Below are 16,280 nucleotides of genomic sequence, written 5' to 3' on the forward strand. Positions count from 1 at the left end.
CATCTATCCCACCTTCATCCTCCATTAAAAAATCTCCAACCACCTTCATCCCGCATTTCACCTCCACTAAAACTTCCCACCCCATCCCTCCCTCCAACATTCTTTCGTAACTTCCCCTAAAGGAAACTCCAATGGCAATCATCCGCAATCCCATTCTCCCTTACAAGCGTCGTTGCGGGCGGGTAGTCTTCTACCCCTCCCCTGCGGGATTGATCGTCCGCTACCTCAACCCTCACACACGCAAACGCATTCTCAAAGATCCCCGCTTCGCGGCCTTCCGCAAATGCTCCAAACTGATGGCGAAAGCTTCGAAGATCGGCTCGGCTGTCTACAAAGCCCTCCCCGCAGACTTCCGTCAATTCTGGATGTACCGCGCCTTTGTCGGTGAGGCAATGAAGATGCTGAAGGATCAGGCCATGACCGGAGAGCAGACACTCGAAAGCCTGTTCCGGACCTATGTGGAAGTCTGGTATATCAAAGCGGAAATAAAAGAAGCGGAAAAGAAAGCAAAAGAACAAAGCGCATCAACCAAACGCAACAAAACCGTGCAGATCAACATCCGCCGGAAAGAATACGATCACGCACTCACATTAGCCCATATCAAAGTGAATAGGATGCCGGTGAATATCTTGCGATCCGATCATTATCGACGGTCGCGGAACGTTGATGCAGATCCGCCGGTGAAGTCTTGCATGGAATCGCCGGGTTGATTTACATACCCGCGGGATCCACCAATTCCAGTGTCGTTTAGTTAACGATATCCGAGATTAAAACAGGTGATGATTACGACAAATAAAAAAACATCTTTTCGCAAAACCTTCTTCCCGTCTTACCGGTAAAAAATAAACCGGTAAAGCGGGAAGACGGGAATGGAGTCTGAACACAGTGCTGAACTAAACGACATTGCATTCAATTCATACGAACCTTGCAAAGGACGTTTACAAAACATCCTCCGGGTATCAACTTACTTCTGTAAAAGCATTGGTGCACACTCCGCATCATTTCACCGTTTCCGATCATTTGTCACACCGATCGTCCTCAGCCAACGTTCAACCAGCACCGGCCACTCCGCAATCGGCAACTCATTAAAATCCGGAATATCCATCGCTGTTTTATGCAGTCCAAACGCATGTCCGCCTTCGGCGTAAATATGATATTCGGTCGGAACATTAGCTTTCTTCAGCGCGATATAATAACGCAGCGAATGTTGGATCGTATCGACCGGATCATTACCGGCTTGCAAAATGAACATGGGTGGTGTTTGTTTGTCAACCGGCAAAGTGCGATTGAGCGCGTACGGTCCGCTTGCATGAAAGCTCATATGCCCGGGAAAAAACACGATCCCGAAATCAGGGCGGCAACTGATCTGATCGATCGGATCAAGTGGTGCATACGCGCGGCGGCGGTAATTCGTACTGACGTCCGCTACCAGGTGACCGCCCGCTGAAAATCCCATCACGCCGATCTTATCCGGATCGATCTTCCATGCAGCAGCATTGGATCGAACAAGCGCCACCGCCCGTTGCGCGTCTTGCAGCGCGATCGGCTTTACCGGATCTTTCTCGCAACCGCAGGCGGCATCGCGATGCGGCCCCGAAGCAGGAACCCTGTATTTGAGCAGTACGCCGGTAACACCAATCGAAGCCAGCCATTGGCAGATCTCCCGGCCTTCCAGGTCAATGGCGAGTTTATTGTAACCGCCTCCGGGAAAGACCAGCACTGCCGCACCGGTATTATTGCTGTCAGGCGCATACACCGTGATCGTTGGTTTCGATACATTCCGGACCATGCCGTCATTATACGTCTCCATACCGGTGACCAATGCCGAGTCGGGAACAACAGCAGACCAGATCGGCTGTTCGGCAGGTGTCGGTTTCTTAACGATCATGGAATCCGTTACCGATTGAGTTGATAGCTTTTGGGGAGACTTATCCTGATTGGATTGGCATGCGGCCAAGGTGAAAGTCAGGATAGCAATGCCGTTTCTGAAATAATGGAGCATGGGAGATTGATTTCAGGACTAAGGTAGCGCAATGGCGAGATCTTGTGGCGGCATGTTAGACGAGAGCAACACGGCACCGGAAAGATAGTAACCCCGCCGGATCGATTGCTTTTAACTCGCATTCCTCTCCATTGAAGCCTGGCAGACCGAAACATTGCTAATCCCGGTATTAAAATAAAAATAACAACTTCATTTTTGCAGTCGCCGTCAAAACAATTCATTTTATTTGCTTTTTCTTATAAATAGCAATATACCAAACGCAATCGCATGCTAACTGATAGTAAAAATATTTAGCCGTACGGTGGAATGCATACTGGCGCGGTACCGCTCCAGGATGAATCAAACTTTTGAGTTTGCCACAGCAAAAAAAGTAACGGCTATCAGACACTTTTATAATGACAACTACGCTCATCAAATCATTCTGGGAATGGTTCGCAAACAATGCGTATCGCTTGAATCTTGAATCAGCATCGGACGCTTTCCTCGCCGAACTGGATGAACAGGTCGTTAACCTTGGTGACTTTGCCTGGGAAATCGGCCCCGGTTTTCATAAAGAGAACCAGTTCGTCTTATCTCCTCATGGCGATAAAGAGATATTAAAGCAAACGCGCGACGTTATAGAAAAAGCACCTGTAATGGATAAATGGGAATTCTACCCGGCCAGACAACCATTACAGGGCGATCTCGTATTTATTTTGCATACTGATCACGGAGAAATCAACTTCGATGCCACAAATTGGCAATACATCCTCTATCAGTTTCACGATGGCACGTTTGATATCATATTGAAAGCTTCAAACATCGCAGCACTTTCGCCGGCGGACCAGTCACTCGCCGCCCGCCTGGCGATCGACGGAGCGATTGGAGAAGAAAAACGTATCGGACTTTTTGTCGACATCGAGGTAGTAGAAGCATTCGAAGATGGAGAGAGGACGCTTGCCCCAACCTTGCCGTTGTTGATGGACCACCTGAAACAACTCTTTAAGAATAAACTCACCAGGTAACCTTACAAACGTGATCGTCTCACTTTCAACCCCACTCTTTCCTTACCCTTACTTTTATCGACTGATAAATAGCATCTCATATGCCTTCATACTTTTTCCAGTCTTTCGCATTGCATTCAAAACTCATCAGCAATAATTTACCATCCATACTCGTGAAAAAGTAATGAACATATCTCTGAAGCGAAGGGTATATCACCTTGATAATGCCCCAATTCCCGTTAGCTGATTTCTGATAATCTTCAAAAAGCCATTCGATGTCTTTCTTTTTTCATCTGGCTCATGTAAAAGCTCTTGTATTGTCCTACTTCATTAGCGCTAACGCGCTGCGGCATTTCCATTATTTTGAAGTACGCGTCATCATTATCGGTCAGCACTTCGGATGGTCGCTTGTCCCCGGCATATTTTTCCTGAATCCGTTTAGGACTCAATCGCACAAAACCGACGGGCACGGTTATATCGATCCTATCAGCCAGTAAACTGACTTTTTTCGTTGAATCCTGAGTAAATCCAGTTAAATGGCAATTAAGCAGTAGTAAGCAAAGGCAAACGTTCAAAAGACGTGTCGTTGTTCGTTTTAATTGATTTCCAGACTAAGGTAGCGCAACAAAAGAAATCTTTTAGTCTGTTCTTCACCTTACCCGCGACAAAAAATAAGTGTACCAATATTCTACAATTCCCTTAGAAAACCGGTCGCTAAGTGTACTGGCACTGTACTAAAGTTCTACCGGCCACCTACAGTCCAGCCGTCCTCCCTGCGTAGTCGCAGCTATCTCCCTTCGCAAAGGCTTCCATTGCGCATACATACGCAATCAATACTGCATTCAGGACACATCTTTGGGCCAGTAAGGCCAAATCTCCCGCAGATTTATCATTCTTTATTAAGTGACTAACTCCTGTATGGTATCTGCGTCATCGGATCATTTCATTTTCCTTGCCAATAATTCCTTTCAAAAAGCAGACTGATAAATCTGCGAGATCTGCGGGAGCCTTACGCACGTCAGGCACAAACAGTGATCCACCCTACAATCGATACGATGACAGGCGGTCAAAAGTGGCCAATAGAGGCCAAAAGTGACCAATGGCGGCCAAAACGGCCATTTCGTTTGGCAACCGCCTCCTGCTCATCGTACCATTGCATGCAGTGCGATCAATCGTAAAACGGCCAAAATGGCCAATATGGCCAAAACGGCCATTTCGTTTGGCGCGCCCCCACCCCGCAACCTAATTTCATAACCCCATTGCAAACCGGACCAACTCCGGGATGCTTCAACCTTAAAAAATGAAAATTATGCCTACAAGAAAATCTCAAAAGCGCACCACCCGAAAGGCAGGATCGCGCAGAAAAGGAAAACCTGGAGTGACTGGTTACTACTTCAAAACCGCTCCCGAATTCGAACGCTCCCGGGAAAACTGCAACGAATTCGGGCGCGCATCCAAAGCTGGCAAACTCCTCCGCATGGCCCTCGGTCCTCGCGTAAAAGATCTGTGCGACAGCAAGTGTCACAATCGTCTTAGGAAAACCATGCACGATATCATCAAATCCGATTCATTGCACAGGCGCGGCGCACGCGTATTCAATGCGGGCAACGCAGACCTGCTCCTCAATTTCCAGTTCAATGCATTCTGCGATTTCGCCACCATCCTTGACACATCCCTGTACAGCACCTCCCTCGATCCGCACTCCGGCATTGCCGACATCACGATCGCGTCATTCATTCCAGACCGTGATCTGCGTTTCCCTGAAGCCGCCACTCATTTCAGATTCATCGCAACAGCCATTGCCATCGACTTTGACAAACAACACGCCCGGCAAAAGCCTGGCAAAGACACCAGCGACAGCGGCCCCCTCCCCATTGACAAACTTCCCACTGCCGTGATCAACCTCACGCATCAGCTTCCGCCGGATACCGGCCACACCTGGCTGCTGATCCTCGGAATACAATTTGAAATAATCGTAAATGGAATGAGCTACGAAATGAAAAATAAAAAGATGAATGGAATGGGGGTGATTGAAATAAAAAGCTTAAGTTTTTAAAGATTTCTATCGAAAAAAAGGACTAATCAAAAATTGTCATCACTACAAAACCGCCTGCTTCTCACTTAAAATAAAAATCAACTACAGGAAGCGTTCACTCCTTCTTATGTTTTCATACGCTATGTTACGATTATACATGTGTCAGAACATAGGCTTTATTTTTTTAATCTTTTACCCCATCAGATTAAAAAAAGAATTTATATAGCGGTAATTTTTTTATTAATGGCAGTCTTATTCAAAAAATAGTGAGGCTCAAGGTTGTATAATAGCCTGACTTTGTCAACCTTTGCAACCCCAGATCCGCTATATAATCATATACGGTCTGCACCAAAAATCGCAATACTATGACCAACCACACCCTGAAGGGCAAAGCCCTCTCTCCACTGCTTTGCGCGCTTATCATCACCGGCGTGCTCCTCTTCTCCGCAACTATTACCCTTAATGCACAATTAACCGCCTATACCGGCACGTATGCTGGCGCAGGAGGCAATGCCTATTATGCCGGAGACAATAATAACGCACTTACTGCAAAGTTTTCTGCCATGAAGGGCCTTGCCCTGGATGCTTCCGGAAACCTGCTTGTCACGGACTTTCAGAATGCCTGTATCCGCAAGATCACTACTGACGGAAAGATAAGCGTGGTCGCTGGTATTCCGCAGAGCGCCGCCGCCGGCACCTCTGCCACCTGGCCTACCGGCCCCGCCGCGTCGACCCAGATCCCTTACCCGAGCGGGCATATTACTGTTGCGTCCAACGGTGATATTTATTTCCAGACAGATGGTTTTACTATTGGTAAAATCTCCGGCGGAAATGTATCCTATTTTATTCCGGCGATCATGAGCGGCACCGGTTCACTCGCAAGACACAACACATTAAAAGCCTTTGGCAATAAACTGTATCTCGGATCCGGCAACAGTATCAACGTGATCGACCCTGTGCTTAAAAAACAGACAGCAGCCATCATCGTTACCGGTGCAGACGCCATTAAAACACTCGCCATCGATGCTAGCGGCAATATGTTCTGCATCGCTGCAAATGGCCAGGTGTCAAAAGTGGATGCAACCACATCTGCAGTAACCGTACTTGTTGCTGCGAACGCCGATCCGAGTCTTTGGGTGAACCAGGGAGACCTTGCCATAGATGCAGACGGAAATCTTTACATGGCCTATAATTTCAATTACCTGTTAAAGGTCGCTGCCGGTACCTATACACGAAGCCTTCTTACCCTCGGCGGAACCTCTGCCAAGTATATCTCCGTTGCGATCACACCCAATGGCGACATATTTGCAGCCGATCAATCAGGATGTGTGATCACCAGGCGAAGCATGCTTGACGCTAATGCTAACCTCGCAAGCCTGACAGCAAGCCCGGGCATATTGAGCCCTTCTTTTAGCGCCAACACAATAAGTTACACTTCCACTGTTGAAAATAACGTTGATACATTCAACGTAACGCCGACACTGGATGCCGCAACTTCTACCCAACAGGTGCGGATCAATAACGGCACTTACGAAACACTGGCAAGCGGCGCAACCTCTTCCGACATGAATCTTAATGTCGGAACCAACACGATCAACATTGTTGTGTCAGCACAACATCCTTCGTATAAACGTACTTATACAATTACCGTAACACGAAAGGGACTGCCGCCGGCCGCTCCCACAAACCTTGTCACCACGCCTGCAGCAAACAGTGTCAAAATCACTTGGGACGCCGTTCCCGGGGCCGGAAGATATAATGTGTACCGCGGTACTTCTCCCGACAACCTCACGCTGTTATCTGGCATGCCGACAGTACAGACCAGCTTTACAAATGGCGCCACCGTTGGCACCACTTATTACTATGCTGTCTCGGCAATGGAACCAACAGGTGTGGAAGGCGACAAAACAGCAGTCGTGCAGGGTGCAGCAAACATCCCACCGGTGATTTCCACTCTGACGGTATCGGGGAACTTCTGGGAAGGCGCGACTGTCACTGCGGATTACACGTATACCGATGCCGACAATGGACCAAACAACTCGACCTATTTATGGTACCGGTCCAACAACGCTGCCGGCACAGGCAAAGCATTTACCGGCGGTACAGCCCAAACCTATACATTGACAACAGCTGATGTTGGAAAATATATCAGCGTCAGGGTCGCACCCAATGACGGGATCTCTGCCGGAACTGCCATTGAAAGTGCTAGAACGTTGGTAGTTGCGGGTACGCTCCCGGTCAAGTTGAAATTCTTCGACGCAAAAGCGGTGTCCGGGTCAGTGCAACTGGACTGGCAAACCCTTACAGAGATCAACAGCCTTCATTTTGCGATAGAGCGAAGTGATAATGGCAGAACCTGGGAAACGATCGGTAGGGTGAGTGCCGCAGGTGACAGCTATCTTCCGGTCAATTATTCTTACACCGACAGAGATCCGTCTACAGGCAACAATTACTACAGACTGCGGACGGTGGACAGAGATGGCTCTGAAGAAATCAGCAGTACAGTACAGGTAAATGTTGTTTCATCTTCGCAGGTAATTTCGATATACCCTATCCCTGCATCCAGCGCTATTCATGTAAAAGGACTCGCCGGGAACAGCAACCTTCAATATATGATCACGGATGCGGATGGAAAAACAATCAGAACGGGATCACTGACAAAGCCTGTACAGCAAATTGACATACAGGATCTGAAAAACGGGATTTATTTTCTGAAGGCAGGGAACCAATCTGCGGTAAGATTTATAAAGCAATAACACTGATCTTCCTGAAATGATATAACGAAAAAAGCGGGCTCTTTAGCCTGCTTTTTTCTTTAAGTCATTTCGGGAAGATCAGTGAAAATAAGTGAGTTGTGCTAACCCCGCGTAGCTGGACGTTACTCCTTCCCCGCAAGCTCGAACCCCAACACCAATGCTTTATCAATACCCTTCAATTGATCCACTACCCGAACAGGAACAACATGATCCGGCAAAGTCCCCCGCCCCCTTTCCTTCACCTTTACCGCATTCCAGTAATCATACAACTGTATCCTCACTTTTAACTTCGAACCCGGCAACAATACCTCCGCACTACTCCCCGAGGTATTCCCTTCAAATCCACCCCCCGTTTCCTCGCCAATAAAAACCGCGTTCGTCAATTGCCGCAACAATGCCGACACATCTGCTGCCGTAGAAAACGTCCCGCCATCTGTCAGCACGAATATCTTTCCGGTAAATGGATGCGCGCCAGGTTGCTGTTCACTAACACCCGGATGCAATTTTGTAGTAGCAAGAAAGCCTCCCGAAGGATCTGCCACTGTTCCATCCCGCAATTCCTGCAGATACTGCTCTTTGAAACGCGTGAACGAAGGATTGATCGAACGAAGATGAATGCGATCAAAATACCGGAAGGGTTTGTTCACGAACTGTGAAACCAGGAAAGCGCCATACATATCAACACCACCTCCATTGCCCCGCAGATCCAGTAGCAGGCTCCTGGTCTTTTTCTCCTGTATGGTATTGAATACAGAATCGATCTCGTTATAAAAACGATCTCCCTGGAAGCCACGGACCCGGACATAAGCAATGCCCGGCTGCGGAAAATGGACCGATATAATTTCAGTTGGTCCTGACAGCGATTTTATTGAAGCCAGTAAGGCTGCATTCACACGATTGCTCTTCCTGTTCTCCTGCCGTAAGCTGTCAGCAATACCTGCCATCCGCGTGTTCATCACCTTCCCGTTCAGATCCTTTATCGTGAGATTAAACTGTGCAGCGGTATCTACCAGTAACCAGTAGAACGAACCAAACGATTGTTCAAGCCGTTTCTTTTTACCGGTTTCGATATAGCCATCCCCCGGCAGCTTCGCGTACATTTTTTTGAGCAGGTCGTTTGCCTTTTGTCCATTGATCTTTACGATCTCATAACCCGGTGCAATGCTGCTGTCATTCTTCGTTTCATTATAACGGATCACCATTCGATTGTTTTCTATCAGCACACTGAAAGGAAACAACCGGGCTTTGCCAAAATCCGACAATGTCTGTTCATCCATGATCAGGCGCATGTGGCCATCACGCGAATCGGCTAACACTTCGGCCACCAGTTGCGTGAACTCCCGGCGACTCTTTATGGACGTAATCCTCTGTCGTTGGCTGTTAAACCTTGCATCAGTCTTTGGCTTATCAGCAAAACGGTACATTCCGCCATGCACCTCTTCCAAAGACTGGCGCAGCAGATCAAAATCCTTCTCCATCGCCGCGACACTTAAAACATCAGATTGTTGTGCACTAATCACGAAAGACGTGATCAGAAAAAGGGAAACTAAGGTTGCTCTCATGCTTATATGACGGAGCGACCCTCCAATGGTTACAAAAAAAGCATACCCGATAGTTGTCATAAACGCTCACCCCACTAATCGCCATCACTTACATTCGCGATCATCCGCGGCCATTCGCGCTCCATTCATGTTCGCAAAATATTTTCCCCCGCTTGTGATTTTCTCCCAATATTCTACACTAATTACCTGAAGTTTGAACCCGATGGATAAAAAAACACGTTTTACAAAACTTATTACGCAAAACGAGGGGCTGATCATCAAAGTCGCATCACTTTATACCAACAGCCAGCAGGACCAGGAAGACCTTTTCCAGGAAATCGTTTTTCAACTATGGAAATCGTTCGACTCGTTCAATGATCAGTCGAAAATAAGCACCTGGATGTACAGGGTCGCGATGAATACCGCCATTTATAACCTGAAAAGCATCAAAAAAAAGGTAAATACGATACCCATCGAAACAAGCGCTTACCATCTGCCAGACGAAAAAGACAAGTCTGCCGAACAACGGATCAGGGTATTATATGATAGCCTGCAGATCCTGAACCTGCTGGACAAAGGCATCATCCTCCTTTACCTGGAAGGGAAAAATCACCAGGAGATTGCAGAGATTACCGGTATCAGTCCCTCTAACGTTGGAACAAGGATCGGTCGCATCAAAGAAAAACTTAAACAACAAATCACTAAAACACTATAAATATGGAATTGGAAGAAATGAAAAATGCCTGGAGCGAAATGAATAATTCATCCGGTACACCAAGCAGACTAACAACACAATTACTCGATCAGATGACACAGAATAACTATCGTTCTAAAATAAACAGGATCGGGCAATTCGAATACATGGGCAGTATCATCTGTTACCTTGCTGCAGCATATCTTCTGGCAAACTTCGCAAAGATCGAAACAATGATCATGCAGGTTTTTGCTTTCATCGCCATCGCATTGCTGTTGGTTTTGCCCATAGTTTCTATCCGGTCTTTATGTGCAGTTAAAAACATAAACATATCCTCCAATACCTACCTGGATACTATTAAAGACTTTGGCATACGTAAGATCAGGTTTCAACGATTACAAAAACTGAACGTATCGCTGGGCTTTTTACTGATGCTGATCATACTACCTGTGTTCGCGTCAATCAGGGGAAAAGATATCTCGCAGATTCCTTATTTCTGGTCCCTGATCTTTCCCCTCGCAATTGCCTTCTTTCTCGCCTTCGCGGGGTGGACACTACGTTCATACAACAGGATGCTGCAACAAACAGAAAACATGCTGCGCAGTATCGAGGCGGAATGATCAGCATCCGGAACACCAGATACCTTTCAGCGAATGGGTTCGCGCTGAAAGGTATCTGGTTCAACCAGGAAGACAGATTACTACCAGCTATATTTATTATCGGCTATCGCCGGAACAGGCGAATAAGATCAGGCTTTTTACGTTTCAACAGATCCACAGGAAGACGCCCAGCTTTAAGAAGCATTCGCGCTCATTCGCGGCCATTTGCGGCTATTCGCGTTCGCATTCGTGTTTACCAGTTGGTTTGAACTTCCGCAACAGACTTATCCGCCTTCTCATTCAAAAATTTTGCTAACGCCACGTCATCCAATTTTTCACGTTGTTCTTTCAACGCTGCCCATAATTTCTTTACCACCTCAATCCCTCCCGCATCATAAATCTTCCCCGCTGCCACATGCCATCTGCACTGATACCATCCATAGTTTTGCGGATACTTCGGCCCCATCTGGCCATAATTTGTTTCAAGCTCTTGAAGTGTTGTATATGTTAGTGTTGATGTGTCAGTAGTTTCCACCACCATCTTCGGAAATACCGTCAACGCATTCAGTAACCTGGGTTCTTTCTGAGCGATATAGGTATGTAACAGAATATTCGGAAACAACTCCCCCATCCATCTGCGCTGCATCACCAATCCTCCCTGCTGTGTATACGCATGCCCCAATTCATGGATCGCCAGCAGATCAAAGAACGCTTCCATCGTTGTTCCTCCGGATGAATCTGCATACGTATCCCGGATAAGTTTAAGATAAGCACCAGACAGTTTATCCGGCGCTGGCTCCATGCTTTTCCAGTAATCATTATTCTGTGCAGCCACGATCAGCGTCTTACTGTTATAATGCGGCATTCCATAAAAAGGAAATTGCGTAAAACGTGGCCAATCGGCAGGAGAAAGAATAAGCAAGGTTACTTCCGGGGTGAACGCAAGGTGACGCGTATAAAAAGCCATCACACTATCCAGTTGCTGCGCCATCCGGTTGGCTTTTTGCCCGGTGCCATTGCTATAGTAAGTATTTGTCCGATACCCTGTCAATTGCTGCAGTCCGTCGTACGACTGTCCATGAGCAGGGATGGTTACCATCAATATGTTCAGGATAATTATCCAGCAGAAAGATAAGCGCCACATGATTTTTCTTTCAAATCTATTTCTCCCTGCACCCTTGTTCATAGTACAAAATCGACATTCTACAATCGCATGTCCTTTTGCATCCGCAGCGGCGTAGCGCGTAACTGTTGCTCTATCACAGACGGGTTCACGCCTGCAAAGTTTTTAAAATCCCGGATCATATGCATCTGATCAAAATAACCGGCTTCATGCGCAATGTTCGTCCATGTAAGATGCGGCAGCGCCTCCCGCAACCGATAGGCTTTGGAGAACTTCAGTATACGGGCATACAGTTTCGGATTCATTCCGATCCGTTCCTTACACTTTCGCTCAAATTGTTTCAGGCTGAGACAGGACAGGGAGGCCGTCTGCTCTACAGACAACAATCCGGTTGACTGCAATAACGATTGAATGGCTGCATCGAATGGCAATGCTTGCTGAAATCTATCGATCCGTTTCAGGAGAAATGCTTCCACGATACTTTTGCCTTCTTCCAATCCCGAAATATTTTGCAGTTGTTCCTGGACCGCTTTCATTTCCAGATCAAAAAAATCTCTTGCATCAAAACCGCCGTCTGCTAATTCGTGCATCGGTATTCCCAGGATGCGGTAAAGCGCGCCGGGAAGAAGATCAACCCGTATCGACCGTAGTTGTTCATGCACTTTGACATTAACGCGCGAAATTTGTGGCCCGTTGAAAACGATCAGCGGTTGCTTTTCAAAGCTGTCTGAATCTGCCCGTCCCATGGATACAGCGTCCCTGCAATAAAAGATCAGCGATTGGAAGGGCGAAGGCGGATAGGGAGTAACAGCCTCAGTAATGCCCAAAGGAAGCGTGGCATCCACGGTCAGTATGCTCAACACATAAGCTTGCAGCGCAGGATGTGGAATATGTATTGTTACCTTCATGTTGATGGGTATTGTTGAAATAGCCAACCACATGACTAATTTACTGAAAAGGGCGATACCAGGATAGCGTGCAATACGGCCATTCGTGCCAATTCGCGGCCATTCGCGCTCATTCGCGTTATGAAATCCGAACCCTGAAACTCCCATTCACAGAATGCAGAACATTCGACGCATCTCTATAGTCAATAAAGAAAACGCCTTCCCGGATACCGCCCACCTGTTTATCATCCCGGGAAAAATAAACCCCGGCGCTAATGTTGGTATAGTCGATTGCTCTGGACACTCCATCCACTTCCAGGCTTTGCGGATAAATATAGCCGGCGATACCTTCTGCCGACCAGTATTCCATGCTGAAGCCTTTTCCATTCTCATCCTTCAATGTAAGCCGGTAGCCGATATTGCCAAGAGAAGCAACCGTTAACGTGGAACCAGCACCGTTGAGGTCGCTCTTTAATTCACGGAGCGTTGAGCCATCCCTGTAATTACAATACAGCTGTGCAGGATTTGCACAGGTATACAATTGCGGATGATAAATGTATTCCCGCCTTGCGTGCAGGGGAAAGGAAACCGGGACGAATTGCGTATTAACGAGATTAAAAGCTGCATCGTAGATGGTCGCAGTTATCAATGCATTGTTAGAATTATAACTTAGCAAAGAAGAAAATTTGCCTTTGACGACGGGAAACATGAATTCATCATTAAAGACCATGGGGTTCCGCAGCCCTATATACCCGCTGGCTAAAGGCGCACCATTGCAATCAAGGACTGTTCCATTCAGCGTGAGAAAATCCGGCCGGTCGGTTAGCGCGATCGTCTTTTCACCCGCAGCAGTAAAGCTGCCAAGCGGATAGTCCTTCACTCTCATGTCATACCTGTCACCGATACAATCAAATGTAAGCTGCCTGTTTACTGGCACAAATACCAGCGCATCCCCCGCTGAGTTGGTTCTTCCCTCGGCGATCTCAGCTCCCTCACTTTTTACTACATAGCGAATATTTGCAACACCATTATCCGCGCTGGAACGCAGTCGAAGCGTTACATAAACGCCATCCGTCGGAACCGCAAAATACCAATAGCCCTTTTTTGTGATCCTCTTTTCGTAGAAGTCTCCGTTTCTTCTGGCGTAGCCGTTCTGTTGCCAGGCCGAAAGCTCGTTCAGATTCCAGACGGGAATGCTATCTGGCCGCTGCTGAACACCAGCTGGGATCGGCGCACGTAAAATAATAGCGGCATCTGCATTAAAGAAAACAGTATAGTCATCAATATTGTTAGCTTTCGGAATTATGTTGTAAAGACCATACGCGTTGAGATACCAGCGTTTTTTTTCTACGTCGGCCATCGGGTAGCAAGGCAGCTTCAATGCATATTCAGCAAGAAATGGTGAAGAATAGGACGTATTGATCGAATAAGTGCCCGCGTTACGGGGCGTTGAAAAAGCTTTAGCCGGTAAAACCAACTGGCCATTTCCCGGAAGCGGTAACGTAGTGGCGCTGTTATAGTATCCCGAACCTGCAGATACCAGCGGATCAACTTTTACAGTGACATAGTTTTTAAGCCCTTCCAGCGTCGTAAATACTTTAACGGCATCATAGCCGGCAGACCGCGTGGGATTAGACACTTTTATTAACGTGCGATATTGATCAACAGACGCCGCTGCCGGCATGCCAAAAGAGCCGTAATCACTAACGTAGGGTATATACTGACCACTGTACATCACGTTATAAGGGTCGGCCGCCTGACTGATATGAACAGGATGGACCACCAGGCGAGTGGAAAGGGGATGTGCTTGAGGAATCGGGGTATACGCCGGAGGCTCCTGATTGCCGCCGCCGCCGTCCGGATCCGCAGGATCTTTCTTACATGCGACAAAAAACAAGGCAACGGACAGCAACGCAAAAAGCGAAAGCCGTTCAAAGCGAGCACATGGATAAGGTTTCATGATGGTGGTAAATTTGAACTTCGTGGCGAATATACATTGTAGAAACGAATCTTTAAACCCGCCGCGGCATACCTACGCCGCGGAACTTTACGATCCGCTAGCTCATTTAAACAGGAAAAACAAAACCGATCGAAAATATACGTGCCCGGATTGGAAATATTTCAGTCCGGCACAACTACCCTTGTCAAACAGATGAGGTACTTTCGGCCCTGTTAAGCCACCTTCGAAATTCAAGAACCAACATGCAAACGTTTACTAAAGCACGCGCTTTTTACCTGATCATACTTTTCTCCATTTCCTGTTTCGCCTGGAGTGCCTGTGATAAAGATGATGACGACTCATCCAATCCCAATCCGGTACCACCCCCGGTAACCATTGCCGCACCGGTCAACCTGCTGGTCCACACCCCAAGAACCATTGGCTTTACTGTCGCCTGGGACAAAGTAGAAGGGGCTAGCAGCTATAATCTGTATATCGCAACGGATGCCGGTTTTACACAGCTCGCCAATGGCTATTCGCCAAAATCCGTAACGGCGAATACAGAACAGCTGGACGGCCTTAGCCGGAACACCCTTTATTATGTAAAAGTAGAAGGCGTGAAAAACGGCGTTCGCGGGCTGTCAGCCACCCAATCTCAAAAAACCAGTGCAGAAGATGTATTCATTGTTGGCTTTGAGAACGGTGCCTTGCGAGAACCAAGAGTCTGGGTATCGGAAAATAACCCTGTCTGGTTACAACCAAGCAACTCCAACCCTTATGGCGTTTTTGTGAGTGGGAATGACACATACGTGGCCGGGACTGCCTGGACCTCCAACGGAATAGCACTTTACTGGAAGAATGGACAGGCCATCTTGCTCAGCAACAATCCGAACGGATCGTCCGCCAGTGATATTTTTGTTTCAGGAAATGATGTCTATGTCTCCGGAGAAGAACGAGGAATAAACAGGGAGGCCTGCTATTGGAAAAATGGACAGAAAATAAGTCTTGGGAATGGAACAGCTTCCAGCATTGTTGTATCCGGAACAGATGTATACGTAACGGGATCCGTTCCAAATGGGAGGGCAATTGTCGCAACCCTCTGGAAAAACGGCGTTCCTGCTGATCTCACAGACGGACAAAACACGTCCTTCGCTGCCAAGGTATTCCTGGCAGGAAAAGACGTATACGTCTGCGGATCTGAAGTGGTCAATAACAAACGTATTCCGAAATACTGGAAAAACGGAATCTCCCATACGTTGGAATCAAATGGACTTGACGCTTCCTGCTCAGATATTTTCGTCAGCAATAATGATGTGTACATTTCCGGCTGGGAAATAACTACACCCGAAGGCGGCGGCTTCTACTGGAAAAATGGCCAGATGATCCGCCTGCCGGGAAGCACAAAAGCAGATGCCATTCATGTCGTAGGTGAAAATGTCTATATCGCCGGCAGTAGTGGGCAGGATGTGAAATACTGGAAAAACGGCACGGCGGTAACCCTGGCCAAGACAAATCGCGAAGCTTTTGTAGCGGATATATTCGTTCGCTAAGCCAGTAATGCACCACCCGGTCCGGTATCCTCAATGTAGTAATGCTCAACAATTATCAGAAAGCTGGCACCGGCGGCTGGAGCACCGGATACTTTTGATGATGGAGATACCCGCACATGAAAATGGATTCATCAAAGAATTCGCAAGAATCCCCGCAACTCTAAGGATAAA

12 protein-coding genes are annotated in these 16,280 nt (G+C 47.4%); 7 read left to right on the plus strand and 5 right to left on the minus strand.

The genetic code is table 11. The features are described 5' to 3' along the window. Positions 1-131: 131 nt before the first annotated feature. Entirely contained in the window at positions 132-710 is a 579-nt protein-coding gene (locus tag LZZ85_RS00250; protein WP_237867909.1) for a hypothetical protein, read from the plus strand. A 293-nt stretch (positions 711-1,003) separates the two neighbouring features. Here LZZ85_RS00250 and LZZ85_RS00255 read toward each other — a convergent pair whose 3' ends face one another. Further along, positions 1,004-2,002, minus strand: coding sequence for an alpha/beta hydrolase (locus tag LZZ85_RS00255; RefSeq protein ID WP_237867910.1), 999 nt, complete (start codon positions 2,000-2,002; stop codon positions 1,004-1,006). Positions 2,003-2,397: 395 nt separating this feature from the next. Between LZZ85_RS00255 and LZZ85_RS00260 the strand changes: the two genes are divergently transcribed. From LZZ85_RS00260 to LZZ85_RS00270, 3 genes are all read left to right on the plus strand, one after another. Then, positions 2,398-3,006, plus strand: a complete 609-nt coding sequence (locus LZZ85_RS00260) for a hypothetical protein (RefSeq protein ID WP_237867911.1) — start codon at positions 2,398-2,400, stop codon at positions 3,004-3,006. A gap of 1,288 nt (positions 3,007-4,294) precedes the next feature. Continuing rightward, complete coding sequence (locus tag LZZ85_RS00265) at positions 4,295-5,041, plus strand: hypothetical protein (RefSeq protein ID WP_237867912.1); 747 nt, start codon at positions 4,295-4,297, stop codon at positions 5,039-5,041. Positions 5,042-5,385: 344 nt separating this feature from the next. Beyond that, a complete protein-coding gene (locus LZZ85_RS00270) occupies positions 5,386-7,776 on the plus strand; it encodes a cadherin-like beta sandwich domain-containing protein (protein WP_237867913.1) in 2,391 nt (796 codons plus the stop codon). A gap of 122 nt (positions 7,777-7,898) precedes the next feature. On the opposite strand, the gene LZZ85_RS00275 is transcribed toward LZZ85_RS00270, so the two are convergent. Beyond that, positions 7,899-9,338, minus strand: a complete 1,440-nt coding sequence (locus LZZ85_RS00275) for a S41 family peptidase (RefSeq protein ID WP_237867914.1) — start codon at positions 9,336-9,338, stop codon at positions 7,899-7,901. 202 nt (positions 9,339-9,540) lie between these two features. Here LZZ85_RS00275 and LZZ85_RS00280 point away from each other — a divergent pair, with 202 nt between their 5' ends. Together LZZ85_RS00280 and LZZ85_RS00285 are read left to right on the plus strand one after the other, a co-directional pair. Continuing rightward, entirely contained in the window at positions 9,541-10,032 is a 492-nt protein-coding gene (locus LZZ85_RS00280; RefSeq protein ID WP_237867915.1) for an RNA polymerase sigma factor, read from the plus strand. Between the two features lie 2 nt (positions 10,033-10,034). Continuing rightward, positions 10,035-10,631, plus strand: coding sequence for a hypothetical protein (locus LZZ85_RS00285; protein WP_237867916.1), 597 nt, complete (start codon positions 10,035-10,037; stop codon positions 10,629-10,631). 232 nt (positions 10,632-10,863) lie between these two features. Here the strand turns inward: LZZ85_RS00285 and LZZ85_RS00290 are convergent, their stop codons facing one another. The 3 genes from LZZ85_RS00290 to LZZ85_RS00300 form a co-directional block, all read right to left on the minus strand. Further along, the gene (locus tag LZZ85_RS00290; RefSeq protein WP_237867917.1) at positions 10,864-11,754 is read right to left on the minus strand and encodes a hypothetical protein; all 891 of its coding nucleotides are present in this window, start codon (positions 11,752-11,754) and stop codon (positions 10,864-10,866) included. A 59-nt stretch (positions 11,755-11,813) separates the two neighbouring features. Continuing rightward, positions 11,814-12,641, minus strand: a complete 828-nt coding sequence (locus tag LZZ85_RS00295; protein WP_237867918.1) for a helix-turn-helix domain-containing protein — start codon at positions 12,639-12,641, stop codon at positions 11,814-11,816. A gap of 118 nt (positions 12,642-12,759) precedes the next feature. Continuing rightward, the gene (locus LZZ85_RS00300) at positions 12,760-14,580 is read right to left on the minus strand and encodes a hypothetical protein (protein ID WP_237867919.1); all 1,821 of its coding nucleotides are present in this window, start codon (positions 14,578-14,580) and stop codon (positions 12,760-12,762) included. A gap of 242 nt (positions 14,581-14,822) precedes the next feature. Here LZZ85_RS00300 and LZZ85_RS00305 point away from each other — a divergent pair, with 242 nt between their 5' ends. Continuing rightward, a complete protein-coding gene (locus LZZ85_RS00305; RefSeq protein WP_237867920.1) occupies positions 14,823-16,109 on the plus strand; it encodes a hypothetical protein in 1,287 nt (428 codons plus the stop codon). Positions 16,110-16,280 lie beyond the last annotated feature (171 nt).

It is taken from the genome of Terrimonas ginsenosidimutans (assembly GCF_022012415.1).
Taxonomy (GTDB): Bacteria; Bacteroidota; Bacteroidia; order Chitinophagales; family Chitinophagaceae; genus Terrimonas_A; species Terrimonas_A ginsenosidimutans.